This window comes from Sphingobium sp. RS1 (assembly GCF_056156825.1).
The window spans coordinates 338,500-362,037 of the sequence record NZ_JBLZXE010000002.1; the positions used below are offsets into that span (position 1 = coordinate 338,500).

Sequence of the window (23,538 nt, forward strand, 5' to 3'; positions counted from 1 at the left end):
AGAGAGATTGACCATGACTGAGAATTACGACGTCATCGTTCTGGGTTCCGGCCCCGGCGGCTATGTGGCCGCCATCCGTTCGGCTCAGTTGGGCCTGAAGACCGCGATCGTGGAGCGCGAAAATCTGGGCGGTATCTGCCTCAACTGGGGTTGCATTCCCACGAAGGCGCTGCTCCGCTCGGCCGAAATCTTCCATTATATGCAGCATGCCGGCGATTATGGTCTGGCCGCCGAGAAGATCAGCGCCGACATCGCCGCCGTCGTGAAGCGCTCGCGCGGCGTTGCCAAGCAGCTTAATCAGGGCGTCACGCATCTGATGAAGAAGAACAAGATCACCGTCCATATGGGCGACGGCAAGCTGGTCGCGAAAGGCAAGCTGACCGTCACGAAGGACGGCAAGGCCGAGGAACTGACGGCGAAGAACATCATCGTCGCGACTGGCGCCCGCGCCCGCGACCTGCCCTTCGCCAAGGCCGACGGCAAGCGGGTGTGGACCTATCGCCACGCCATGACCCCGCCCGAAATGCCGAGCAAGCTGCTGGTCATTGGTTCGGGCGCGATCGGTATTGAGTTCGCCAGCTTCTATAATGACATGGGCGCCGACGTCACCGTGGTCGAGATGATGGACCGCATCGTTCCCGTCGAGGACAAGGACGTGTCCGTCTTCCTCGAAAAGGCGCTCAAGAAGCAGGGCATGACCATCCTGACCGGCGCTGGCGTCGACAAGCTGGATGTCGGCGCGAACGGCGTGAAGGCGGCTATCAAGGACAAGGACGGCAAGGTCGTCAGCGGCGACTACAGCCATGTCATCGTCGCGATCGGCATTGTTCCCAATACCGAGAATATCGGCTTGGAGGAGTTGGGCATCAAGACGGAGCGGGGCCATATCGTCACCGATCCGATGTGCAAGACCAGCGTCGATGGCATCTGGGCGATTGGTGACGTCACCGCGCCGCCATGGCTGGCGCACAAGGCGAGCCATGAAGGCGTGATCGCTGCCGAAGCGATCGCCGGCAAGCATCCGCACGCCATGGACGTACGCAACATTCCGGGCTGCACCTATTGTCACCCGCAGATCGCCAGCGTCGGCCTGACCGAAGCCAAGGCGAAGGAAGCGGGCTATGACGTGAAGGTCGGCATGTTCCCCTTCATCGGCAATGGCAAGGCGATCGCGCTGGGCGAGGCGGAAGGCTTCACCAAGACGGTTTTCGACGCCAAAACCGGCGAATTGCTAGGCGCGCATATGGTCGGCGCGGAAGTCACGGAAATGATCCAGGGCTATACCATCGGCAAGACGCTGGAGACGACCGAGGCGGAACTGATGCACACCGTCTTCCCGCATCCCACGATCAGCGAATCCATGCACGAAAGCGTGCTCGCGGCCTATGGGCGTGCGCTCCATATTTGATCGGCGGATGTCGCCAGCAAAAGGCGCGGGGGCTCTGGCTCTCGCGCTTTTTTGCGTATTGGCCATCGCCCTGATGCAGCGATATGGCTGGCTCGCCGGGCTCAACATTGGGCTGATGGAGCGGGCGGGGATGGCGCGCGATAGCGCTGTGGGACAGCATGTCACGCCATGGATGCGGAGCGCCTCCGCAATCGGTGGAACGGCGGGGCGGCTGATCTTGCTGGCCCTGTCACTGGGGGCGCTATTCCGGGCCGGTCGCCGAAAGGACGCCTATTGGCTGGCGGCGATGATGGCCGGCGGCACGGCGCTCAACCTCATCCTCAAGCAGATATTCGCGGCGCCCCGCCCCGATCTGCTGCCGCATCTGGACATCGTTCATACCTACAGCTTCCCCAGCGGTCACGCGGCGGGCAACATGATGTTCTTCGGCGCGCTGGCGATGCTGATCGCGCGACCTGCCGGCTATTGGGCCGCGGCCGCCATCATCGCCCTGATCGGCATCAGCCGCGTCTGGCTCGGTGTTCATTGGCCCAGCGACGTCATGGCCGGCTGGATCGAGGGGCTGGGCTGGCTCGCCTTCTGCGCGATCTGGCTACCAGCGCGGCGAGGGTAGCAGGAGCGCGCGGCCGATGCTGCTATGTGGCGGCATGCCGTCACTGGTGATGAAGCCATGCACCCAGAAACTGTCGAACACGGTTGCCGCAGCGATCACAGCCAACAGGATCGCGGCGATGGCAAACAGTTTTTGCGCGCCTCGCACGGCTTCCGCCGGTGACAGGGCGATCAGCACCAGCGGCAGGACAGGCAGGAAATAGCGCCCCTGCGTCCCCTGAATATAGTCTGCGCCCAGCGGTGTCCCGGTCAGATACATGGCCGTCTCGATCAGCAATGCGACCCCAGCGGCCACCGCCAGCCACCAGAGTCGTTGACCGATTCCGAAGCGCGCACCGCTCCCGTTGGCGATACCCGCGCCCAGCATGAGCGCGCCCAGGGGATAAGCCAGCAGCGGCAGTAATATGGCGTTCCAGCCGAAGCGCCCGACGATCTGCAACGCATAGACGGGCGCACGCTCGATCACGCTGCTCACAAGAATGCGGATATAGGTCAGCGGATCATGCAGCACGATCTTGAGCTGGTCGCCCAGAGGTGCGGTCATCATCGTCTCGCCGGTTCGGCGCGACTGGATATGATAGAGCGCCTGGCTGCCACCGGAAAAATGCATCCATCCGACGAAGGCGAAAGCCCCCAACGCCATCGCGCCCAGGATCAGGCCCGGTCGCAAATCGCGGCGATGCTGCTGCCATCGCAGCCCTGCCGCCATCAGCGGCAGATAGACGCCCTTGCACAGTGCCAGCAGCGGCCCGGTCACCAGCAAGGCGGCGGATCGGGCCGGCGTCGCCGTCATGAATCCGGTGCGCAGCGCCAGCGCCAGTCCGACAAAGCCCAGCCCGTTGATGACCGCATCGGGGGACAGCGACCCCGTTTGATAGGCGAAGGTCGGCAGCAGCGCGGTCGTCAGCAGAGCGTTGCGCCCGAACGGCAGCAGGCGCAGCGCCGCGATCAGCAACAGCAGGCCGGTCAGCGCATTGACCAGTCGCCCGGCATAGAAGGTGTCGATCCATGGCAGGCCTATCGCCTTGCCCATCGTCAACCCAACCGCACCGGGCGCATAGAGGCTGGGCGCATAGCTGGCGACATTGGGGAAATCGGCAAAGGCGGTGCCGGTGCGGCTTTCGTCGGCCTCCGCGCTTTTGCCGATCTGTCCCCGTTCGAACTTGCGTATCGTGGGTGCCACATCGGTCGGGAAATCGACGGCGTGAATGTCCAGTGCCGCGCGGGGCAGGTCGATGCCGATCGCCGCGCCCTGCTGCCGGGTCAGCACATCGCCCTGCGCCAGCGCCAGCGCTTTCATATAATGCTGGTTCTCGTCCGGCGCCTGGAAGGGCGGGGTGATGACCGTGAAGAACAAGGTCGCGGCGCACAGCACGGCCAGCAGCAATGTCTCGATCGGCGTCCATGGCGCCGCGAACATCATGTCCGCACTGCCGCCGCTCTGAAATTTGCTACGCTCGTTTCGCATTGCCTGCCATGTTCGTCGAAGCGCGACATTGCGCCTCATGCCCCTATGGCAGATGCAACGTAGCAATCCATTGCCGTTTCGGCAGGTTGCCCGCTGCGCTCGCCAAGCTCGGTTCTGACAAGCTATGCGCGCGCAGGCTTAATATTTCGCCTCTGTATCGAAAAATTGCCAGGGGGCATGTCTGGTGGAGGGATTATTCCTCCACCTCTTCCCGGTCGACCGGCGGATGTAGGCGCAGGCGGGTGACGCGGCGGCCGTCGCTGGCGACGATCTCCAGTTTCCAGCCGCTCGGCGCATGTTCGACAATCTCGCCCGGTTCGGGCACGCGGCCCGCCAGCACGAAGGCGAGGCCGCCCAACGTATCGACATCTTCCTCGACCTCGCCCAGCTTTTCGTCGATTTCTTTGGCGACATCGTCCAGTTCGGCGCGCGCATCGGCGTCCCACAGCCCCCCGTCGAGCGGCACCAGCATGGCCTCGGGTGCATCGTCATGCTCGTCCTCGACGTCGCCGACGATTTCCTCGACCAGATCCTCGAAGGTCAGCAGACCTTCCGTGCCGGAATATTCGTCCAGCACGATCGCAAGATGGGTGCGCTTGGCGCGCATTTCGGCCAGCAGGTCGAGTGCACCCATGCTTTCAGGTACATAGAGCGGCTGACGGATCAGCGTCTCCAGCGTCTCTGGAACCGGCGCCTTGCCGGCCAGGATGGCGAAAGCATCGCGGATGTGGATCATGCCGACGATGGTGTCGAGCGTCCCGCGATAGACCGGCACGCGGCTATGCCCGGCCTCGGCGAACAGGTCCGCCAGTTCGGCGAAGCTCGCCTTTTCCTCGATCGCAATGATGTCCGCGCGGGGCACGGCGACGTCATCGACCGTATGTTCGGAAAAATGGAGCAGGTTGCGCACCATCTGGCGCTCGATCGCGGACAGATCGCCCTTGGCGGGCGGATTTTCGTCCTGCTCATCCTCGTCATATTCGTCGAGCGCTTCTTCCAGTTCCTTGCGGAGACTGGTTTCCTCACCCTCGCCGAACAGAAGCGACTTGATGCCGCTCCATAAGCCGCCCTCGTTGCTACTGTCCGCTTCTTTCGAAGAGGTGCCGTCCTTCGGACTGCCGTCGGCCATGATTCGCTCTATTCCCCTATTTGAGCGTTTTCGAGGCGGGTGGAACACCCGCTGGCTCGGAAAACGCGACCATCAAACGCTCTCTCGATCCCCATAGGGATCGGACAAACCCATGCTCAGGAGCGCTGCAATCTCCAGCGCTTCCATTGCTTCGGCTTCATTGTCGTCCATATGGTCATAACCAAGCAAATGAAAAGTCCCATGGACAATCAGATGCGTGGCATGGTCTGCAACGGAAATGCCCTTCTCCGCCGCTTCGGCGGCACAAACGCCCTCCGCCAGCACGATATCGCCCAGCAGCACTTCGCCATCGTCGGTATTGGCGGTGGCCTGGAGCAGGTCGTCCTGCACCATCGGAAAGGACAGGACGTTGGTCGGCTTGTCCTTGTCCCGATAGGCGCGGTTCAGGCTGTGGACCTCCTCATCCGACGTCAGCTTGACCGCCACTTCATACAGCGTCTGATCGGCTGCGAAGGCCGCATAGGGGCTGTGCGCGATGGCGGTGCTGACGGCGCGCTGGGCGAGAAATTCCCAGTCGATACCGGGCCAGCCTTCTTCATGGAGGACGGCAACTTCAATCATTTTATCAACACCTCACCGTTCGGTTCGAGCGTGTCGAGAACCGTTCTCGACTGACGCTTCTCGACACGCTCGAAGCTGCTCGAACCGAACGGACATTGAATTAAATCAGGCATCCGGCCCCTCATAGGCCTGGACGATACGCCCGACCACCGGATGACGCACGACGTCGCCGATGCCGAAGGGCACCATGGCGATGCCTTCCACGCCATCCAGTCGCGCGACGGCATCGGCCAGGCCCGAAATGCCCGGCTGCGGCAGGTCGACCTGTTTGGGGTCGCCGCAAATGACCATGCGGCTGCCTTCGCCGAAGCGGGTCAGGAACATCTTCATCTGGGCGATGGTGGTATTCTGCGCCTCGTCCAGCACGATGAAGGCGTTGGCCAGCGTGCGTCCGCGCATGAAGGCCAGCGGCGCGATCTCGATCTCGCCGGATGCGATCCGCCGCTCGACCTGCTCCGCCGGCAGCGTATCATGCAGCGCGTCGTAGATCGGACGGAGATAGGGATCGACCTTCTCCTTCATGTCGCCGGGCAGGAAGCCCAGCTTCTCGCCGGCCTCCACCGCCGGGCGCGACAGGATCAGCCGATCGACGCTGCCGGTGATGAGTTGGCTGACCGCCTGCGCCACCGCCAGATAGGTCTTGCCGGTGCCTGCCGGGCCGAGCGCGAAGATGATGTCGTTCCGGTTGAGCGCCTCCATATAGGCGACCTGCGTGGCGGACCGCGGCACGATCGTCTTCTTGCGCGTACGGATCATCACCTTGGGCGGTTCGGCGACGTCATGGCGGATGATGCCGTCCAGCGTCGGTTCGGCCGACATGGCGATCACCGCCTCCACCGCACCGCTGTCGATCTGCTGCCCGGCGACGATACGGTTGTAGAGGCCGGTCATCACGTCGCGGGCGCGGTTGGCGGCTTCAGCCTCGCCCTCGATCTGCAACTTGTTGCCCCGCGCGGCGATATAGACGCCCAGCCGGTTCTCGATCGCGACGAGATTTTGGTCATATTGGCCAAACAGGGTCGTCAGCAGATGTGGCCGGTCGAACGAGACTTCCAGCCGCGCGCGCTCGGTCACGTCGGACCGGTGGTTCTGGTTGGGTTTCTTCGACATTCAGCAGCCTCCCTCGCTCGTCATTCCCCTCGGTCGTCCGGTTCGCAACCGGGTGCGGGGGATTTGGGTTCCCGGACATGCGGGATTGACGAGGCTTTGGTTCAAGCGGCCTTCCTCCTGCTGAGTTCGCCGGCCAGACTATTGGGACCGGCGCTGGTGATGTCGACGTCGACCATGTCGCCAATGGCAAGGTCCGGTGCGGTCACGACGACCGACTGGAGCCAGGGCGACTTGCCGATGAGCTGGCCGGGATAACGGCCCTTGCGCTCAAGGAGAATATCGGTGGTGCGGCCCACGGTGGCGGCGTTGAACGCCACCTGATGCCGGTTGATCAGCGCCTGCAAGCGCGCCAGCCGTTCGTCCATGACCGCCATCGGGATCTGATGATCCATGTCGGCGGCCGGCGTGCCGGGGCGGGGGCTATATTTGAAGCTGTAGCATTGGGCGTAGCGCACCTGCTCGACGATCTTGAGCGTATCCTCGAACTCGGCGTCGGTTTCGCCGGGGAAGCCGACGATGAAGTCGCCCGACAGGGCAATGTCCGGACGCGCCTCGCGCACCCGCTCGATGATCCGCAAATAGCTGTCGACGCTATGGCTGCGGTTCATGGCCTTGAGGATGCGGTCATTGCCCGACTGTACCGGCAGATGCAGGAAGGGCATCAGCTTGGGCTCGTCGCCATGGGCGACGATCAGGCCGTCGCTCATGTCGTTGGGATGGCTGGTGGTATAGCGGATACGCTTGAGGTCGCTGATCTTCGCCAGTTCGCGGGCCAGCCCGTCCATGCCCTGCATGCGGCCCTTGTCATCCTCGCCGGTCCAGGCGTTGACATTCTGGCCCAGCAGCGTGATTTCGCGCACGCCGCCGTCGACCAGCGCCTTGGCTTCGTCGATGATCGCGCTCCACGAACGGCTGATTTCCGCACCGCGCGTATAGGGCACCACGCAATAGGTGCAGAATTTGTCGCACCCTTCCATGATCGTCAGGAAGGCGGTGGGCCGCGCCTGCTTGGTGCGGGCGGGCAGGGCGCCGAACTTGGATGCGAGCGGCATGTCGGTGTCGACGGCTTCCTCGCCGCGACCGACCTTGTCGATCAGGTCGGGCAGGCGGTGATAGGCCTGCGGGCCGACGACGATGTCGACATTGCGCGCCCGGCGCTGGATTTCGCTCCCTTCGGCCTGCGCGACGCAGCCGGCGACGGCGATCATCGGGCGGCTGCCATCGTCGCGCACCATGCGGCCGATGTCGGAATAGACCTTGTCCACCGCCTTTTCGCGGATGTGGCAGGTGTTGAGGATGACGAGATCGGCCTCGGCGCCGTCCGCTGCGGCCGTCATGCCCTTCGTCCCAAGCATCTCGGCCATGCGCTCGCCATCATAGACGTTCATCTGGCAGCCGAAGGATTTGACGTGGAAAGTCGCTGGAGTCTTTGGGGCGTCGGTACAATTCATCGATTCAGCTATACAGGCGGTAACGCGGAAGCGGAAGGGTGCTGATGCGCCGATATGCTGACGGCGATCTGATCGCGAGCCATGGCCGCGATCGCCTTGCGATCGGCGCAAGCGGCAGGATCGAATGGCGGCAGGAAGCGCAACATGACCGTCGTCGCCCCCTTGCGCCCCAATATCCGCATTGCATTGGCGCCCGCCGCCTCATCCCCATGCCAGGCGATCGCCGGGGTTTCCGGGCCGTAGTCGATATGCACGGGCTGGATCATTACCGCGCGTGGTGGGGGCAGAAGAACCGCCAGCAATGACGGCTTGAACGGCAGCAGGCCGGTGCCGTCGCTGGTCGTGCCTTCGGGAAAGAGCACCACCGGCTGATGGCCCAGCAGCGCCGCGCGCAACGCATCCAACTGGCCTGACAGCGCCCCGCGCCGTTCGCGCGCGACGAACAAAGTGTTGTTCTGCGCCGCCAGCCAGCCGATCACCGGCCAGCGCGCCACGCCGTCATGCGAGACGAAAGCGGCGCCGGTCGCGCCGCCTAGTGCCAATATGTCGATCCAGCTGACATGGTTGGCGAGCAGGAACATGTCGCCTGCACAAGCTTGTCCCTCAGTCCTGACCCGTACCCCGACGGACCGGGCCGCGAGCGCCAGGAAGCGCCGCGGCCAGGGGGAGGGGCGGCGCGCGATGCGCCACAGCAAATGGGGGATGAGGCAGAGCAGAAGGCTGCCGGCCAGCGCGCCTATCCGCAAAAGGCGACGGACGCTGGCCAAGCTCGGTCAGTCCTTGCGGTCGAGCGCGACGCCGTACAGTTCCATGCGGTGATCGACCAGGCGGAAGCCCAGCTTCTCGGCGATCTGCTTCTGGAGCAGTTCCAGTTCGGGATCGACGAATTCTATGACGTTACCCGTCTCGACATCGATCAAATGGTCGTGATGGGATTCCGGCGCGGCCTCGTAACGGGCGCGACCGTCGCCGAAGTCGTGGCGATCGAGGATGCCGGCTTCTTCGAACAAGCGCACGGTGCGATACACCGTCGCTATGGAGATGCCGGGGTCGATGGCGGCGGAACGTTTGTGCAGTTCCTCGACATCGGGATGGTCGGTGGCGTCACTCAGCACCTGCGCGATCACGCGACGCTGTTCGGTGATGCGCAGCCCCTTTTCGTGACACAGGGCTTCGACGTCGATTTTGCGGTTCATGCAGGCTCGCTTGATTGCTTTTGCGAAAGGTCGGGCAAAGCCTAGCGGCTTTTCCCCAAACAGGAAAGGGGCGCGTCAGCGACGCGCCCCTTTCCGTCAAACGGTTCTGGCCGTCGTGCGGATTATTTCCCGCGACCGGTGCGGCGACGCTTTGTGCCGAGGCCGATCTTCTTGGCCAGGCTGCGACGCTGTTCGGCATAGTTGGGGGCGACCATCGGATAGTCGGCCGGCAGGCCCCACTTGGCGCGATAATCTTCCGGCGTCATCTGATAATGGGTCATCAGGTGGCGCTTCAGCATCTTCAGCTTCTTGCCGTCTTCCAGGCAGATGATGTAGTCTGGCTTGATCGACGAACGCACCGAAACGGCGGGTTCCGGCTTCACTTCCGGTACAGGCGCGGGCTGGCTGAGGCTGGAGAGTGCGGCATGCACATTCTGGATCAGGGAAGACACGTCGGAGACGGCGACGCTGTTGTTCGAGACATGCGCAGCGACGATGTCCGACGTCAAAGTAATGAGCAGCTCGCTCTGAGCCGATTCGGTTTCCATTTTTACCGTTTCCTACAAGGCTATATTGTTGTGCGACCCGCCCGAGGAATTTGTTTCAGGAGCGGTATTATGTTCGCTAGACCTTGCCGCTGGATTTCGCAAGAGCCTATTGTATCAGGCCAGCATGTCGATGCGGAAACTGAGCGCGTCATGAAGTTGACCGTCACTACCGCGATAGTAACCGGGGCGACGATGTACATATTCGAAACCGGTTTTCTCGTATAGTTTGACGGCCTTATTCGTAGAACGCACTTCCAGGTTCATTGAAGTGATGCCCCTGCGGCGGGCAATGTGCAGGCTATGCCGCAACAGCGTCTCGCCGACGCCGCGTCCGCGCCAGAGTGGATCGACCGCCAGCAGCAGCAATTCGCATTCGTCCAGCACCGATCGCACCAGCGCGAAACCCAGCGGGGCAGCATCCAGTCGCGCGACCGTAAGCCACGTGCCGGGCATCAGCATCACGCCGGACAGTTGCGACAGGGTCCAGGCTTCGCCATAGGCCGGGTCGAAGGCGCGGACCATCACGTCCATCGCATCGCCCAGCGCATTGCGCTCACCTTCGTCATAGGTGTCGAGTTGCACGGCGGGGATCATGACGCGGCGCGTTCCGCCATGGTCTTGGCATCAGCGCCGCGACCATAGATTGGGCTAGGCGGGAGTGGAGCCAACTGTTCGATCAGTCCATAATGGGCTGCATCGGGATAGAGGCTGACAGCCACGCCATCGCCGCGCGCCGTGACCAGCGCTTCGGCGCCGGTGCCGTAAAATGTCGCCGCATCGAGCGTCGTCGCCAGTTCGGCGATCGGCGTGGAGGCAATGGCACTGGTCGCCTGCAATCCGTCGGCCGTGAAACATTGCCAGAAAAGTTCGCCATGGCCGCCGGTAATCGTCACGGCGATCGGCCTGCCGTCATGCGCCTGCGCAGCCATGGCCGCGATCAGCGATGGCGCGCTATAGCCCTGCAAGGGTATCGACCAGGCCAGCGCCAATGCGCGCGCCGCGGCGATGCCGATCCGCACGCCGGTAAAACTGCCCGGTCCCACATTCACGGCGATCGCATCCGCGCGCCCGCCATCGGGCAGCGCGGCGATGGCGGGCAGCAAGGCTTCGGCATGGCCGCGTCCGACGACGTGATGGAAGCGGCCGATCGGCGCCCCATTCTCCAGCAGCGCGACGGACAGGGCCTGGGTGGCGGTGTCGATCACCAGAAGGCGCAAACGATACTCCCCTTACGCATCCACGTCATGTGGATTCGTCCTGCGGTTAGTCCATCCGTCCGGATTTGCCAAATGTCGCAGGTCGAAGGCGCGCGATCAGACTGCGCGCACCTCGGTCACTTCGGGGACATAATGTTTGAGCAACTGCTCGATGCCGTTCTTGAGCGTCGCGCTGGACGACGGGCATCCCGAGCAGGCGCCCTGCATTTGCAGATAGACCGTGCCCTTGTCGAAACCGCGATAGACGATGTCCCCACCGTCATTGGCCACAGCCGGGCGCACGCGCGTATCGATCAGTTCGCGGATCTGCTCGACGATCTCGGCATCTTCGGGATCGTGGGCGAAATCGGCCTCGTCGGGGGGGACGTTGATGCCCGCCGCGGTGCCGGGGGCGAACAGCGGCATGTTGGCCGAAAAATGTTCGAGCAAGGTAGCGAGCACGTCAGGCTTCACGTCCGACCATTCGGCGCCGGGTGCGATCGTCACCGACACGAAGTGGCTGCCGAAGAACACGCCGGTCACGTCGCCAAGGCTGAACAGCGCATCGGCCAGCGGGGAAGCTTCGGCTTCCTCGGGCGTCGCAAAATCGCGCGTGCCGGCGCCCATCACCTCACGGCCGGGCAGGAATTTGATGGTCGCCGGATTGGGCGTCAGTTCAGTCTCGATCAGCATGGCCCTCATGTGGCGATGGATGCCGCGAAGATCAAGCGTTTCGGGAACTTCGTTTGGCGCCGTCAATTGACATGCTGAACAGGAGTCAAACGAGATAAGGAGTTCGGATGATGAGCGATGCGACCGACATCAAGGAGCGTTTCTGGGCTGAACTGTCGACCAGCCCCTTTCTCATGGTCGGCCTTGCTGGGACTGCCGGACACAGCCTGCCGATGACGGCGCAACTGGACCCGAAGGCCAATCATTGCTTCTGGTTCTATACGTCGCGGGACAATCGCCTCGCGCCGGGCGGCCCCGCCATGGCGCAATTCGCGGCGAAGGATCATAATCTCTTTGCCTGCATCGACGGGACGTTGGCGCCGGAAAGCGATCCGGCGATCATCGACCGCTATTGGTCGAAGGAAGTCGAAGCCTGGTATCCGGGCGGCCGGAACGATCCCAGCCTGCTGATGCTGCGCTTCGACCTCGGCACGGCTGAAATCTGGCGATCGGACATGTCGCTCAAGGGCGTGTTCAAGATGCTGTTCGGCGGCGATGTCCGTGCCGAAATGCAGGGCAAGCATGCTGAAGTGGCGCTCTGACCTCACGAAGTTCGAATGACAGGGCGGCGGCCGTGGCATGATGCCGCGGCCGCTTGCTTTTTGCCTGCGCTTGCCTCATATGCGCCGCAGCGCAGCAGAAGGTTCCCGTGACCCCATAGCGATTGGCAGCGTGATCGTCCTCTCCTCCGAAGGGTGCAAGGACCGGCCAATGACAGTCTGCGCCAAGCTTGAGGCTTCCCTTTTCACGCGGGTCGTTTCGTAACCCGCCTTGCGCCCTCTCTGCGTCTTGCAGACAGTCGGCGCCCGGCCGACTTGTGAGCAATATCCATGGAATTTACCGATCTTGGCCTTTCTGAGCCGATCCTGAAGGCGCTCGCCGCCAAGAAATATGCCAATCCCACGCCGATCCAGCAAAAGGCGATCCCCGTCCTGCTGGAGGGCCGCGACCTGTGCGGCATCGCCCAGACCGGCACCGGCAAGACCGCGGCCTTCGCGCTGCCCAGCCTCGACTATTTCGCCTGCAATCCCAAGCCGACCCCGATCAAGGGCTGCCGGATGCTGGTGTTGTCGCCCACCCGCGAACTCGCCGCGCAGATCGCGCAGAGCTTCCGCGACTATGGCCGCTTCCTGCGCCTGTCGGTGGAAACCGTGTTCGGCGGCGTGCCGATCGGCAAGCAGATCCGCGCTCTGGCGCCGGGCGTCGACATCGTCGTCGCGACGCCGGGCCGTCTGCTCGACCTGATCGATCAGCGCGCCTTCACCATCAAGGACACGGAAATCTTCGTCCTCGACGAAGCCGATCAGATGATGGACATGGGCTTCATCCATCCCCTGAAGCGCGTTGCCAAGCTGCTGCCGCAGGACCGCCAGAACCTCTTCTTCTCGGCCACCATGCCCAAGGAGATCGAAGCGCTGGCCGGCCAGTTCCTAAACGATCCGGTCAAGGTCAGCGTCGCCCCGCAATCGACCACGGCCGAGCGCGTGCGCCAGCAGCTGACCTTCGTCAATCAGGCGGAAAAGCAGGCGCTGCTGCATATCGTGCTCAAGAATGAGGATATCGACCGCGCGCTCATCTTCACCCGCACCAAACATGGCGCCGACCGCGTCGTGCGCTTCCTGGAAGGGGCTGGGATCGACGCCTTTGCGATCCACGGCAACAAGAGCCAGGGCCAGCGCACCACCGCGCTCCAGGCTTTTCGCCAGGGCAAGGTGAAGCTGCTGGTCGCGACGGACATCGCCGCGCGCGGTATCGACGTGTCGGGCGTAAGCCATGTCATCAACTTCGAAATCCCCAACGTGCCCGAACAATATGTCCATCGCATCGGCCGTACCGCACGCGCCGGGGCCGACGGGATCGCAATCAGCTTCGTGGCGGATGACGAGCGGCCTTATCTGAAGGCGATCGAGCGGGCGACCAAGGTGAAGCCGGAAATCGTGCCGCTGCCGGAGAATTTCCTGGAAGCCGTGCGCAACCTTCCCAAGCCGGCCGCGCCGCGCAAGGGGCCGAGCCAGACGCCGCAGCAGCAGGCAAAACGCGCCGAAGGTCAGCGTCGCTATCAGGACGGCCAGAAGCAGCACCGCGGCAGCGCCGACCGCGCCCATCGCGCGGATTCGGAAGGTGGTGAGAAGAAGCCCTTCCGTCGCCGTCGCAAGCCCGGTGGCGTCGGCACCCACAAGGGTGCCGTCCAGCGCACCGGCGCGCCGCGCTGATATAAGGAACGGAAGAAGGGGGAGGTCATCATAATGGCCTCCCCCTTCTTCTGTTTGGGATGCTGACGGATCAAGCTCAAAACCGTCCGCGCTGAGCCTGTCGAAGGGCCATTCTTTCTGCTCGGCGTTACAAAAAGGACGGGGCTTCGACAGGTTCAGTCCGAACGGATGTGAAATGCCGCAATAGTCCGAACCCGAATATGACCGCTTTGTCAGTGGTCATTCAGGAAAATGCCGTTAGGCTCCCTTGCCTATGCGCTTTTTCCCCCGCCGTTCGGCCGCTTCGCTCTCTGTCCTTGCCCTGCTTCTGTCGGGCGCGCCGCTGGCGGCCCGCACCGACAATGATCCTGCTACCGCCACGCAAGGCGCGCCCACCGGGCAGGCGCAGGTTCGGCCATGGCTGTATGAAAATAGCGATGTGCCGATCGATCCGGCCTGGCGCTTCGGGACGCTGTCCAATGGCCTCCGCTACGCCATCCGGCGCAATGGCGTGCCGCCGGGACAGGTGTCGATGCGGCTGCGGATCGACGCCGGTTCGTTGATGGAGCGGCCCGAGGAACTGGGCTACGCCCATTTCATCGAACATCTTTCGATGCGCGGTTCACGCCATGTGCCGGACGGGGAATCAAAGCGTATCTGGCAACGTCTTGGCGTCACCTTCGGCAGTGACAGCAATGCGGCCACGACGCCGACCGGCACCACCTATGCGCTCGATCTGCCGCAGGCCACGCCCGCCAGCCTCGGCGAAAGCATGAAGATCATCGCCGGCATGATGACCGATCCCAACATCGTGGACAGTGCCGTGGATGCCGAACGCGCGGTGGTGCTGGCGGAACGGCGTGAGAGCGACGGGCCGCAAATGCGCCTTTCCGACGCCAGCCGGCTCCATTTCTTCGCTGGTCAGCCGCTGGCCGATCATGCGCCGATCGGCACCGTGGCCACCCTGACCGCCGCAACCGCCGCCAAGGTGGAGGCATTCCACCAGCGCTGGTATCGCCCCGAAAATGCGGTCATCTCGATCGCCGGCGATATCGATCCGGCGCAGGCGGAACAGCTTATCAAGGATTATTTCGGCAGTTGGACCGTGCCCGGCAAGGGCGCGTCCCTGCCGGACTTCGGCGCGCCGGACCCCAAGCGCCCGGCCACGCGCGTGGTGGTGGAGCCGGGCGTGCCGCTCGGACTCACGCTCGCCTGGCTCCGTCCATGGACCGCCCATGCCGACACGATCGTCTATAATCAGGACAAGCTGACCGACATGCTGGCGCTACAGATCATCAGCCGCCGGCTGGAGCAGGCGGCGCGTGGTGGCGGCAGCTTCCTTCAGGCCGGGGTCGAGCAGCAGGATGTCAGCCGCTCGGTAGACGGCACTTTCATGACGATCATCCCGACCGGCGACAATTGGGAGAAGGCGCTGGCCGACGTCCGCGCCGTGGTGGAGGATGCCAAAGCGGCGCCGCCCAGCCAGGCCGAAATCGATCGCGAATATGCGCAGATGGATACGGCGCTCGCCATCCAGGTGGAAAATGCGGATACGGAGCCGGGCGCCAAGCAGGCTACCGACCTCGTCAATGCTGTCGATATCCGCGAAACGACGGTCAGCCCACAGGCCGCCGTCGACATCTTCCGCGCGGGCAAACCTGCCATGACGCCCGACAAGATCCTCGATTCCACCCGTCGCCTCTTCTCCGCCGGTGTGTTCCGCGCCCTGCTGGTCACGGGCAAGGTCCAGCCCGGCCTTGACGCAAAGCTGGCCGCAGCGGTCGCCGCACCAGTCAAGGCCGCGACCAATGCACGGCTGGCGGACAAGGTCGTCACGATGGACGACCTGCCCAAATTCGGGCCGCCCGGCACGGTCGTGTCGCGCACGCCGGTCGCCTTGCAGGGGATGGAAAGCATCACCTTCTCCAACGGCGTCAAGCTGACCCTGTTCGCCAATGACGCGGAAACCGAGAAAGTTCGGGTCAACGTCCGCTTCGGCCATGGCCAGCAGGCTTTCTCGCCGACGAAACCGGTGCCCAGTTGGGCGGCGGACTATGCGCTGGTTGCCAGCGGCATCGGCAAGCTTGGCCAGCGCGAACTGGATGACCTGACCAACGGCCGTCGCATGGGCATGGATTTCAACACGGACGACGATGCCTTCGAAATGCAGGTGGTGACGCGCCCGGCAGACTATAGGGATCAGTTGCGCCTGTTTGCGGCCAAGCTGGCGGAACCCGGATGGGACCCGGCGCCGCTCGCTCGGGTGAAGACCGGCGCGGCGGTGGCCTATGACGCTATGTCACGATCGCCGGACGCCGTGCTGGGGCGTGATCTCAACTGGCTGCTGCATGACAAGGATGTCCGTTTCCGCACCCCGTCGCGTGCCGAGATTGACGGGCTGACCCCGCAGGCGTTCCGTGCCACCTGGGAACCGATCCTGGCCTCCGGGCCGATCGAGGTGCAGATATTCGGTCAGGTGAAGGCGGACGAAGCGATCCAGGCTGTCGCTGCCACCTTTGGCGCTCTGCCTGCGCGAGCCGACGCGCCGGTGCCGGCCGCAAACAAAGCGATGCGCTTCCCCGCCCATGTCGAAACCCCGGTCATCCTGCGGCACAAGGGCGACAAGGAACAGGCGGCGGCAGTCATGGCCTGGCCGACTGCCGGCGGCTTCGACCTGCAAAAGGAAGGGCGCCAGCTTGAAATCCTCACCCAGATTTTCAACGATCGCCTGTTCGACAAGCTGCGCTCGACCGAAGGCGCGGCCTATTCGCCCAGCGTCCAGAACAACTGGCCCTTCTCCTATGAAAGCGGCGGCTATATCCTCGTCACCAGCCAGGTTCGTCCTGACCGGATCGCCTATTTCTATGGGGTGGTGAAGGACACGGCTGCCGATCTGGCGAAGACGCCGGTCAGCGAGGATGAACTGCAACGGGCGGTAGCGCCCATGCGTCAGCTATTGATGCGGGCCAGCACGGGTAACGCCTTCTGGATGAACCAGATGGAGGGTGCGACCCACGATGCTCGCTATGTCGAAGCGATGAAGAATATGTCGCAGGATATGCTGAGCGTCACGCCGGCCCAATTGCAGGCGCTGGCCGCCAAATATCTGGTGCCGGGTAAGAGCTGGTCGGCCGTGGTCTTGCCCGAAGGGGTGGCGGCGCGTTGATAATGAGGGGAAGCGCCGCCCCTGCGCGTCAGGCGGGCTGCGGCGCTTCCATCAATTGTTCGTAGAGGCGGACATATTCCAGATGCAGGTCGCGGATCGTAGGATTGTTGGACTGCGCGGCGAGCTGGCGGTTCCTCTCCATGCGCGCTTCGAAATAGGCGCGGTCGAAAGCTGCTTCTATCTGCATGAAATGCCTCCCGAAAACTTCTTCGGGGTAAATCCGTCCGCCTTTCAGAAGTTGCGGCGATGCAGCAGCTATCACGATGGACGGAGCCGGTTCCACGATGGGACGGCTAGAGCATCGTGCGCAAAAGTGGGAACCGGTTTTGCGCTTAAAACGATGTGACAACAAAAACTTAGAGCGCGCTGCGTCGGATTTGACGCAGCGCGCTCTGGCGCGGATTTGCGCTTGCCTATCGGTCGCCATGCCCGCTACCGCATTGTTACAAGGCGGTTCCGTCTCAAATTGCAGGGAATAGCGACGCGATGATCCTTCCGGTCGGCCGGGCCATGATATCGGCATATGCCCTTGTTGCGCCGCGGGAACATGCCGCATGAGCCTGCGCGTCATTCTCTCGGTGGAGGCCCTCGAACCGCGCCTGTCCGGCATCGGCCGCTATAGCTGGGAATTGTCACAGCGCATCGGTCAGTCGGTCGATGCCTTACGTTTCTATCGCAATGGCGAGTGGGTCGATGATCCCGTCAGCCTGCTCAGCGAACCGGTACCGCGCAAGCGCCGCCACAAACTGCATCGCATGATCCGTAAGCGGACCGGTTGGCTGCGCGACCTGCAACAGGCCAGCGTCATGCGCTCGCATCTGTTCCACGGCCCCAATTATTTCCTGCCCGCCGCGGGTGAGGGCGGGGTCATCACCATCCATGACCTGTCTGTCTTTCGCTATCCCGAAACCCATCCGGAGGCGCGGTTGCAGCAGTTTGAGCGCTATTTCCGCCTGTCGGTAGAGCGGGCCGCTCACTTCATCACCGACAGTGAAACCACGCGGGCCGAAGTTGCGGATTTCCTGTCGCTGGATCTTTCGCGGGTGACGGCAGTGCCGCTTGCCGCCAGCACGGCCTTCCATCCCCGCGCCGCCGATGACATCGCGACCACGCTGGCGCGCTATGATCTTGGTTACCAGGGCTATGCGCTCTGTGTTTCGACCGTGGAACCGCGCAAGCGCATCACGGAATTGCTGCGGGCCTGGGAAGCCTTGCCGCCCGCCATCCGCGCCCGATGGCCGTTGATGGTCACCGGCGGGGCAGGGTGGCTCAGCGATTCCGTCCGCGACCTCATGGAAAAGGGCGCGCGGCAGGGCTGGGTCCGTTATCTGGGGTTCGTCCCTGACGAAGACCTGCCGCTCCTCTACGCCGGCGCGGCTCTGTTCGTCTATCCGTCGGTCTATGAAGGGTTCGGCCTGCCACCGGTGGAAGCGATGGCCAGCGGCATCCCGACCATCGTGTCCGATGCATCCTGCCTGCCCGAAGTGACCGGCGGTGCGGCGATGCTGGTGCAGCCCGAAGACGTGGACGGTTTCGCCCGCCATCTGGAACAGGCGCTGACCGACGCGCCATGGCGTGCGCAGGCCCGTGAAGCGGGTCTGGCGGTGGCGGGCGGATATAGCTGGGACCGCTGCGCGCGCGAAACCGTTGACGTCTACCGGCGCATAGGCTGATTATTGCACGCCGCGCAGTGCGGCCACGATCATCTGCGCCGTCCGTGCTGCGGCGGCGGGCGCGGACAGGCGGGGGCGTGAAATACTACGATGGCCAAGGCCGAACAGGCAGGCGAGCAGCATTTCCTCCGCCGCATCCAGCGCCTCACCCGATAGCTTGTCATTGGCCGCGCAGGCAAAATCGCGAAGGTAGACCCGAAAACGCTGGCACATCGCGCCCACCGTGTCGGCCACTTCGCTATTGCGGAAACTTTCGGCCAATATGTCGAAGGCCAGGGCCTCGTCCTTCTCGTCGATCGTCTGGAGCAACAACTGTTCGAATGTCTCCTCGACGGTCAGTTCGCCGGAGCCCAACCGGGTCTGCAAGGCGCCCAGTTCGCCGCACCACTGATCGGCATCATCATGCACCAGGGCTTCGATGATATCTTCCTTGCTCTTGAACAGGCGGTAAATCTGTCCAACCGAGACCTGGGCCGCTGACGCAAGCTCCGCCATGGACGTTTGATGGAAGCCATGGCTGTCGAAAAGTGTGCGGGCGGCCGCCAAAATGCGTGTCCGACCATTTTTCTCCTGCTGCACTGCAACCATCTTTACCCTTTCGGCGTTTTTTGCCTCTTGAAATCGCATTGCCATGATCGTACCTGCCGGGCAAGCGGAATGAACGTTCATTCCAAGTCTTCGATCCCTAAAAAATGGATATTCAAGCGATGCAAAAGGGGACAATCATCGGATTGCTGGCGTGTGCGTCGGCCTTGGCGCTGAGCGCGTGCGGGAAGCAGCAGCCGCCTGCGCCGCCGCCGCCCGCCGTTGGCGTCGTCACGCTCAAGACCGAGTCGGCGCCTTTGTTGAACGAACTGCCCGGGCGTATCGTCGCTTTCGAAACGGCAGAGGTTCGGCCCCAGATCAGCGGCGTCATCCGGCGCCGTCTGTTCCAGGAAGGTGGTTATGTCAGCGCAGGCCAGCTTCTCTACGAGATCGATGATGCTCCCTATCGTGCGGCTCTGGCACAGGCCCAGGGTTCGCTGGCCAATGCGCAGGCGGCGATCCGCTCGACCGGGTTGCAGGCGCAGCGCTACAAGGAACTGGTCGCCATCAACGCGGTGTCGAAGCAGGAATATGACAATGCAGATGCTGCGGCGCAGCAGGCACGCGCTAATGTTGCAGCGCAGCGTGGCGCGCTTCAGGCGGCACAGGTAAACCAGAATTTCACCCGCATCCGCGCACCCATTTCCGGACGTATCAGCCGTTCGCTCTTCACACCCGGTGCCCTTGTGCAGGCGGGGCAGGCCGATGCGCTGACCACCATTCAGCGCACCGACAGCGTCTATGTCGACGTCTCGCAATCGGCGGCCCAGATCATCGACCTCAAGCAGGCGATGAAGAAGGGCGGCATCAGCGAAGCCCAGGGTGCCCGCATTCAGTTGATCCTGCCCAATGGCAGCGTCTACCCGATCGAGGGCCGCCTGCAATTTTCCGAAGTCACGGTCGACCCGACCTCGGGCGCGGTGACCCTGCGCGCGACCTTCCCCAACCCCGACGGTCTGTTGCTGCCCGGCATGTATGTCCGGGCCAAGTTGATCGAGGGCGAACGGACCCAGGCAATCCTGGCGCCGCAGCAGGGCATCAGCCGCGACGCGCGTGGTCGCGCCACTGCCATGGTCGTGGGCAAGGACAATAAGACCGAAATGCGCCAGGTCACGGTCGATCGCGCGATCGGCGACAAGTGGATTGTTACCGCTGGCCTCAAGCCCGGTGACAAGCTGATCGTCGAGGGATTGGTCAATCTGCGCCCCGGCACCGTGGTGAAGCCCGGCGCTCCGCAGCAGGTTACGGCGGCGGAGGGTGCGACCGCTCAGGGCGCGGCACCGGCCGGCAAGCAGGGCGAGGCGCACTAAGCCATGGCCCGCTATTTTATCGACAGGCCCATCTTTGCATGGGTCATCGCCATCGTCATCATGCTGGCCGGCCTGCTTGCGCTCCGGTCGCTCCCGGTTGCGCAGTTCCCGGAAATCGCGCCGCCGGCCGTGACGATCCAGACCAGCTATCCCGGCGCCAACGCCCAGACGCTTGAAAGCACGACGACGCAGATCATCGAGCAGCAGCTCAAGGGCATCGACAATCTGCGCTATTTCTCGTCCACCAGCGACGGGTCGGGCAACCTGAACATCACCCTGACCTTTGAACAGGGTACGGACCCCGACATTGCGCAGGTTCAGGTCCAGAACAAGCTGTCGCAGGCAACGCCGTTGTTGCCGCAGGAAGTGCAGCAGCAGGGCCTGCGCGTCGGCAAGTCGACATCCAGCTTCCTCCTCATCATGGCCGTCTATTCCGATGACGGCATCCACGATCAGGAAGATGCGAGCGACTTCATCGCATCCAGCCTGCAAGACCCGCTGAGCCGGGTTACCGGCGTCGGCGATACCCAGCTGTTCGGGTCGCAATATGCGATGCGCATCTGGCTCGACCCGTACAAGATGGCCACATTGGGTGTCACCACGGGTGACGTCAAATCGGCGATCACGGCGCAGAACGCGCAGGTGTCGGCCGGCCAGATCGGTGGGTCGCCCTCGCCCAAGGGGCAGGCACTCAACGCCACCGTGACCGCCCAGTCGCGCCTGCGCACGCCGGAAGAATTCCGCAACATCCGCCTGCGCAGCAACAGCGACGGCTCGGTCGTGCTGATGTCGGATGTCGCCAAGGTCGAACTGGGCGCAGAAACCTATGGCTTCGGCGTGAAGTTCAATGGTCATCCGGCCTCGGGCTTCGGCGTCAAGCTGGCGCCCGGCGCCAATGCGCTTGACACCGTGCAGGCCGTGAAGGACCGGGTCGACCAATTGTCGAAGAATTTCCCCAGCTGGGTGAAATATGACTTCCCGGTCGACAACTCGACCTTCGTCAAGCTGTCGGTGGAACAGGTCATCCATACCCTGTTCGAAGCCGTGCTGCTGGTCTTCGTCGTGATGTTCCTGTTCCTCCAGAACTGGCGCGCCACGCTGATCCCGACCATCGCGGTGCCGGTGGTGCTGCTGGGTTCGCTTGCGATCCTCAGCATCGCGGGCTTCACCATCAACACGCTTACCCTGTTCGGCATGGTGCTGGCGATCGGCCTGCTGGTCGACGATGCGATCGTCGTCGTCGAAAATGTCGAACGTCTCATCCAGGATGAAGGGCTCAGCCCCCGCGAAGCCGCCCGCAAGTCGATGGACGAAATCAGCGGGGCGCTGATCGGCATCGGCCTTGTCCTGTCGGCGGTGTTCCTGCCCATGGCCTTCTTCGGCGGGTCCACGGGCGTCATCTTCCGCCAGTTCTCGATCACCATCGTCTCCTCGATGGTCCTGTCGGTGCTGGTGGCTCTTGTCCTCACCCCGGCGCTTTGCGCGACCATCCTTAAACCCGCCTCGCACGGTCATAGCTGGAATGGTCCGATCGGTTCGATCTTCGGCCGCTTCTTCGACTGGTTCAACCGCACCTTCGACAAGGGCGTGGTGCGCTATGGTCGCGGCGTCGAAAAGGTCGAGCATCGCTGGGGCCGGACCATGCTGGTCTATGGCCTGATCGTGGTCGGCATGGCCTTCGTCTTTCTGCGCCTGCCCAGCGGCTTCCTGCCCGATGAAGATCAGGGCATGATCATCAATCAGGTGTCGCTGCCCGCAGGGACCACCATGGAGGAAACCGAACGTACCCTGGCCAAGATGCGCGATCATTATCTGGTCGATGAAAAGGCCAATGTGTCCGCCGTCTTTACCGTCGCCGGCTTCGGTTTCGTGGGTCAGGGCCAGAATGTCGGCATCGTCTTCGTCCGCATGAAGGATTGGGAACATCGCAAGGGCAAGGACAATCATGTTCCCGCCATCGCCCTGCGCGCCAATATGGCGTTCCAGAAGATCCGTTCGGGCATGGCCTTCGCCTTCGTGCCGCCGGCGGTGCAGGAATTGGGCAATGCCTCCGGTTTCGATTTCCAGTTGCTCGATCAGGCCAACCTTGGGCATGAAAAGCTGCTGGCGGCCCGCAACCAGCTGCTTGGCATGGCGATGGCCGATAAACGGCTGGCACAGGTTCGTCCCAATGGTCTGGAAGATACGCCACAGTTGAAGCTGAACGTCGATCAGGCGGCGGCAGGTGCCCTCGGCATCGCCCAGTCCGACGTCAACGACACGATCAGCACCAATCTGGGTGGTGCCTATGTCAACGACTTTATCGACCGCGATCGTGTGAAGCGCGTCTATGTGCAGGCGGAAGCGCCGTTCCGCACGACGCCCGAAGCGATCGGCGCCTATCATGTCCGTGGCAGCACCGGCACCATGGCGCCGCTGTCCGCCTTCTCCACGACGGAGTGGATACAGGGGCCTGCCCGTCTGGAACGGTTCAACGGCGTACCGTCGATGAACATCCAGGGTGCGCCCGCACCGGGCGTGTCTAGCGGCACCGCGATGAAGGCGATGGAGGAATATGCGGCCAAGCTGCCGGCCGGCGTCGGCTTCAGCTGGAACGGCATTTCCTATGAAGAGCAGACATCGGGCGGCCAGTCCTCCTATGTCTATGCGCTCTCGATGCTGATCGTCTTCCTGTGCCTTGCCGCGCTGTATGAAAGCTGGTCGGTGCCGATCGCGGTCATGCTGGTGGTGCCGCTGGGCGTGTTGGGTGCGGTCATCGCCGCGACCGTGGCGGGCCTTAACAACGACATCTATCTTCAGGTCGGCCTCATCACGACCATCGGCGTGTCGGCAAAGAACGCGATCCTGATCGTGGAATTTGCCGAGGAGAAGATGCGCGAAGGCCTGTCGCCGGCCAAGGCGGCACTGGAAGCGGGCAAGCTGCGTTTGCGGCCGATCCTGATGACCAGCTTCGCCTTCATCTTCGGCGTGCTGCCGCTGGCGGTATCGACCGGCGCAGGGGCAGGCGGTCAGAATGCGATCGGCTGGGCGGTTGTCGGCGGCATGTTGTCGGCGACGGTGCTGGCGGTCTTCTTCGTCCCCGTCTTCTTCACCGTCGTGAAGCGGCTGTTCCGCGAACATAAGAACCATGAAGAGGCGGCAGGCGATACGGAAACCCCGCACGCGCCGCAGGAGGCTTGA

At 63.3% G+C, this 23,538-nt stretch carries 21 protein-coding genes; 8 read left to right on the plus strand and 13 right to left on the minus strand.

Annotated elements, in window-relative coordinates:
- Positions 1-13: 13 nt before the first annotated feature.
- Positions 14-1,408 (plus strand): dihydrolipoyl dehydrogenase, encoded by a 1,395-nt coding sequence (gene lpdA, locus ACNHGR_RS03275; protein WP_475284104.1) that lies wholly within the window; start codon positions 14-16, stop codon positions 1,406-1,408.
- Positions 1,386-2,021, plus strand: a complete 636-nt coding sequence (locus tag ACNHGR_RS03280; RefSeq protein ID WP_475284105.1) for a phosphatase PAP2 family protein — start codon at positions 1,386-1,388, stop codon at positions 2,019-2,021. The genes lpdA and ACNHGR_RS03280 overlap by 23 nt, the downstream gene beginning before the upstream one ends.
- Here the strand turns inward: ACNHGR_RS03280 and ACNHGR_RS03285 are convergent.
- From ACNHGR_RS03285 to ACNHGR_RS03335, 11 genes are all read right to left on the minus strand, one after another.
- On the minus strand, positions 2,001-3,488 hold the full coding sequence (locus tag ACNHGR_RS03285) for a DUF2142 domain-containing protein (protein ID WP_475284106.1): 1,488 nt from the start codon (positions 3,486-3,488) through the stop codon (positions 2,001-2,003). The genes ACNHGR_RS03280 and ACNHGR_RS03285 overlap by 21 nt on opposite strands.
- Before the next feature lie 193 nt (positions 3,489-3,681).
- A complete protein-coding gene (locus tag ACNHGR_RS03290) occupies positions 3,682-4,617 on the minus strand; it encodes a hemolysin family protein (RefSeq protein WP_475284107.1) in 936 nt (311 codons plus the stop codon).
- Positions 4,618-4,689: 72 nt separating this feature from the next.
- The gene (ybeY, locus tag ACNHGR_RS03295) at positions 4,690-5,199 is read right to left on the minus strand and encodes an rRNA maturation RNase YbeY (RefSeq protein ID WP_184264453.1); all 510 of its coding nucleotides are present in this window, start codon (positions 5,197-5,199) and stop codon (positions 4,690-4,692) included.
- Positions 5,200-5,304: 105 nt separating this feature from the next.
- Positions 5,305-6,309, minus strand: a complete 1,005-nt coding sequence (locus ACNHGR_RS03300) for a PhoH family protein (RefSeq protein ID WP_475284108.1) — start codon at positions 6,307-6,309, stop codon at positions 5,305-5,307.
- Positions 6,310-6,410: 101 nt separating this feature from the next.
- Entirely contained in the window at positions 6,411-7,760 is a 1,350-nt protein-coding gene (gene miaB, locus ACNHGR_RS03305; protein ID WP_475284109.1) for a tRNA (N6-isopentenyl adenosine(37)-C2)-methylthiotransferase MiaB, read from the minus strand.
- An 8-nt stretch (positions 7,761-7,768) separates the two neighbouring features.
- Positions 7,769-8,527 (minus strand): lysophospholipid acyltransferase family protein, encoded by a 759-nt coding sequence (locus tag ACNHGR_RS03310; protein WP_475284110.1) that lies wholly within the window; start codon positions 8,525-8,527, stop codon positions 7,769-7,771.
- 6 nt (positions 8,528-8,533) lie between these two features.
- A complete protein-coding gene (locus ACNHGR_RS03315) occupies positions 8,534-8,956 on the minus strand; it encodes a Fur family transcriptional regulator (RefSeq protein WP_056693986.1) in 423 nt (140 codons plus the stop codon).
- A 122-nt stretch (positions 8,957-9,078) separates the two neighbouring features.
- Positions 9,079-9,504, minus strand: a complete 426-nt coding sequence (locus ACNHGR_RS03320; RefSeq protein WP_184264462.1) for a Ros/MucR family transcriptional regulator — start codon at positions 9,502-9,504, stop codon at positions 9,079-9,081.
- Positions 9,505-9,618: 114 nt separating this feature from the next.
- Positions 9,619-10,098 (minus strand): GNAT family N-acetyltransferase, encoded by a 480-nt coding sequence (locus tag ACNHGR_RS03325; protein ID WP_184264464.1) that lies wholly within the window; start codon positions 10,096-10,098, stop codon positions 9,619-9,621.
- Positions 10,095-10,721: a tRNA (adenosine(37)-N6)-threonylcarbamoyltransferase complex dimerization subunit type 1 TsaB gene (gene tsaB / locus ACNHGR_RS03330; protein ID WP_475284111.1), complete on the minus strand. Its 627-nt coding sequence runs from the start codon at positions 10,719-10,721 to the stop codon at positions 10,095-10,097. The genes ACNHGR_RS03325 and tsaB overlap by 4 nt, the downstream gene beginning before the upstream one ends.
- A gap of 96 nt (positions 10,722-10,817) precedes the next feature.
- On the minus strand, positions 10,818-11,393 hold the full coding sequence (locus ACNHGR_RS03335; protein ID WP_475284112.1) for a NifU family protein: 576 nt from the start codon (positions 11,391-11,393) through the stop codon (positions 10,818-10,820).
- Between the two features lie 110 nt (positions 11,394-11,503).
- On the opposite strand from ACNHGR_RS03335, the gene ACNHGR_RS03340 reads away from it, so the two are divergent.
- The 3 genes from ACNHGR_RS03340 to ACNHGR_RS03350 all read left to right on the plus strand — a co-directional run bounded on the left by ACNHGR_RS03340 (position 11,504) and on the right by ACNHGR_RS03350 (position 16,790).
- Positions 11,504-11,974 (plus strand): pyridoxamine 5'-phosphate oxidase family protein, encoded by a 471-nt coding sequence (locus tag ACNHGR_RS03340; RefSeq protein WP_184271692.1) that lies wholly within the window; start codon positions 11,504-11,506, stop codon positions 11,972-11,974.
- A 288-nt stretch (positions 11,975-12,262) separates the two neighbouring features.
- Positions 12,263-13,645: a DEAD/DEAH box helicase gene (locus tag ACNHGR_RS03345; RefSeq protein WP_475284113.1), complete on the plus strand. Its 1,383-nt coding sequence runs from the start codon at positions 12,263-12,265 to the stop codon at positions 13,643-13,645.
- Positions 13,646-13,898: 253 nt separating this feature from the next.
- Positions 13,899-16,790: a M16 family metallopeptidase gene (locus tag ACNHGR_RS03350; RefSeq protein WP_475284114.1), complete on the plus strand. Its 2,892-nt coding sequence runs from the start codon at positions 13,899-13,901 to the stop codon at positions 16,788-16,790.
- A gap of 28 nt (positions 16,791-16,818) precedes the next feature.
- Here ACNHGR_RS03350 and ACNHGR_RS03355 read toward each other — a convergent pair whose 3' ends face one another.
- Positions 16,819-16,977, minus strand: a complete 159-nt coding sequence (locus ACNHGR_RS03355; RefSeq protein WP_475284115.1) for a hypothetical protein — start codon at positions 16,975-16,977, stop codon at positions 16,819-16,821.
- Positions 16,978-17,344: 367 nt separating this feature from the next.
- Between ACNHGR_RS03355 and ACNHGR_RS03360 the strand changes: the two genes are divergently transcribed.
- Positions 17,345-18,463, plus strand: coding sequence for a glycosyltransferase family 4 protein (locus tag ACNHGR_RS03360; protein ID WP_475284116.1), 1,119 nt, complete (start codon positions 17,345-17,347; stop codon positions 18,461-18,463).
- Here ACNHGR_RS03360 and ACNHGR_RS03365 read toward each other — a convergent pair whose 3' ends face one another.
- Positions 18,464-19,051 carry a TetR/AcrR family transcriptional regulator gene (locus ACNHGR_RS03365; protein ID WP_475284117.1) on the minus strand — a complete coding sequence of 196 codons (588 nt, stop codon included), beginning with the start codon at positions 19,049-19,051 and terminating at the stop codon, positions 18,464-18,466.
- Between the two features lie 119 nt (positions 19,052-19,170).
- Between ACNHGR_RS03365 and ACNHGR_RS03370 the strand changes: the two genes are divergently transcribed.
- Together ACNHGR_RS03370 and ACNHGR_RS03375 are read left to right on the plus strand one after the other, a co-directional pair.
- Positions 19,171-20,358, plus strand: a complete 1,188-nt coding sequence (locus ACNHGR_RS03370; RefSeq protein WP_475284118.1) for an efflux RND transporter periplasmic adaptor subunit — start codon at positions 19,171-19,173, stop codon at positions 20,356-20,358.
- 3 nt (positions 20,359-20,361) lie between these two features.
- Positions 20,362-23,538, plus strand: a complete 3,177-nt coding sequence (locus tag ACNHGR_RS03375; protein WP_475284119.1) for an efflux RND transporter permease subunit — start codon at positions 20,362-20,364, stop codon at positions 23,536-23,538.

Excerpts from the sequence above, each read along its gene's own strand:
- lpdA (WP_475284104.1), top strand. The coding sequence starts at position 14 with ATGACTGAGAATTACGACGTCATCGTTCTGGGTTCCGGCCCCGGCGGC.
- ACNHGR_RS03280 (WP_475284105.1), top strand. The coding sequence starts at position 1,386 with ATGGGCGTGCGCTCCATATTTGATCGGCGGATGTCGCCAGCAAAAGGC.
- ACNHGR_RS03285 (WP_475284106.1), bottom strand. The coding sequence starts at position 3,488 with ATGCGAAACGAGCGTAGCAAATTTCAGAGCGGCGGCAGTGCGGACATG.
- ACNHGR_RS03290 (WP_475284107.1), bottom strand. The coding sequence starts at position 4,617 with ATGGCCGACGGCAGTCCGAAGGACGGCACCTCTTCGAAAGAAGCGGAC.
- ybeY (WP_184264453.1), bottom strand. The coding sequence starts at position 5,199 with ATGATTGAAGTTGCCGTCCTCCATGAAGAAGGCTGGCCCGGTATCGAC.
- ACNHGR_RS03300 (WP_475284108.1), bottom strand. The coding sequence starts at position 6,309 with ATGTCGAAGAAACCCAACCAGAACCACCGGTCCGACGTGACCGAGCGC.
- miaB (WP_475284109.1), bottom strand. The coding sequence starts at position 7,760 with ATGAATTGTACCGACGCCCCAAAGACTCCAGCGACTTTCCACGTCAAA.
- ACNHGR_RS03315 (WP_056693986.1), bottom strand. The coding sequence starts at position 8,956 with ATGAACCGCAAAATCGACGTCGAAGCCCTGTGTCACGAAAAGGGGCTG.
- ACNHGR_RS03320 (WP_184264462.1), bottom strand. The coding sequence starts at position 9,504 with ATGGAAACCGAATCGGCTCAGAGCGAGCTGCTCATTACTTTGACGTCG.
- ACNHGR_RS03325 (WP_184264464.1), bottom strand. The coding sequence starts at position 10,098 with ATGATCCCCGCCGTGCAACTCGACACCTATGACGAAGGTGAGCGCAAT.
- ACNHGR_RS03335 (WP_475284112.1), bottom strand. The coding sequence starts at position 11,393 with ATGCTGATCGAGACTGAACTGACGCCCAATCCGGCGACCATCAAATTC.
- ACNHGR_RS03340 (WP_184271692.1), top strand. The coding sequence starts at position 11,504 with ATGAGCGATGCGACCGACATCAAGGAGCGTTTCTGGGCTGAACTGTCG.
- ACNHGR_RS03345 (WP_475284113.1), top strand. The coding sequence starts at position 12,263 with ATGGAATTTACCGATCTTGGCCTTTCTGAGCCGATCCTGAAGGCGCTC.
- ACNHGR_RS03350 (WP_475284114.1), top strand. The coding sequence starts at position 13,899 with ATGCGCTTTTTCCCCCGCCGTTCGGCCGCTTCGCTCTCTGTCCTTGCC.
- ACNHGR_RS03355 (WP_475284115.1), bottom strand. The coding sequence starts at position 16,977 with ATGCAGATAGAAGCAGCTTTCGACCGCGCCTATTTCGAAGCGCGCATG.
- ACNHGR_RS03360 (WP_475284116.1), top strand. The coding sequence starts at position 17,345 with ATGAGCCTGCGCGTCATTCTCTCGGTGGAGGCCCTCGAACCGCGCCTG.
- ACNHGR_RS03365 (WP_475284117.1), bottom strand. The coding sequence starts at position 19,051 with ATGGTTGCAGTGCAGCAGGAGAAAAATGGTCGGACACGCATTTTGGCG.
- ACNHGR_RS03370 (WP_475284118.1), top strand. The coding sequence starts at position 19,171 with ATGCAAAAGGGGACAATCATCGGATTGCTGGCGTGTGCGTCGGCCTTG.
- ACNHGR_RS03375 (WP_475284119.1), top strand. The coding sequence starts at position 20,362 with ATGGCCCGCTATTTTATCGACAGGCCCATCTTTGCATGGGTCATCGCC.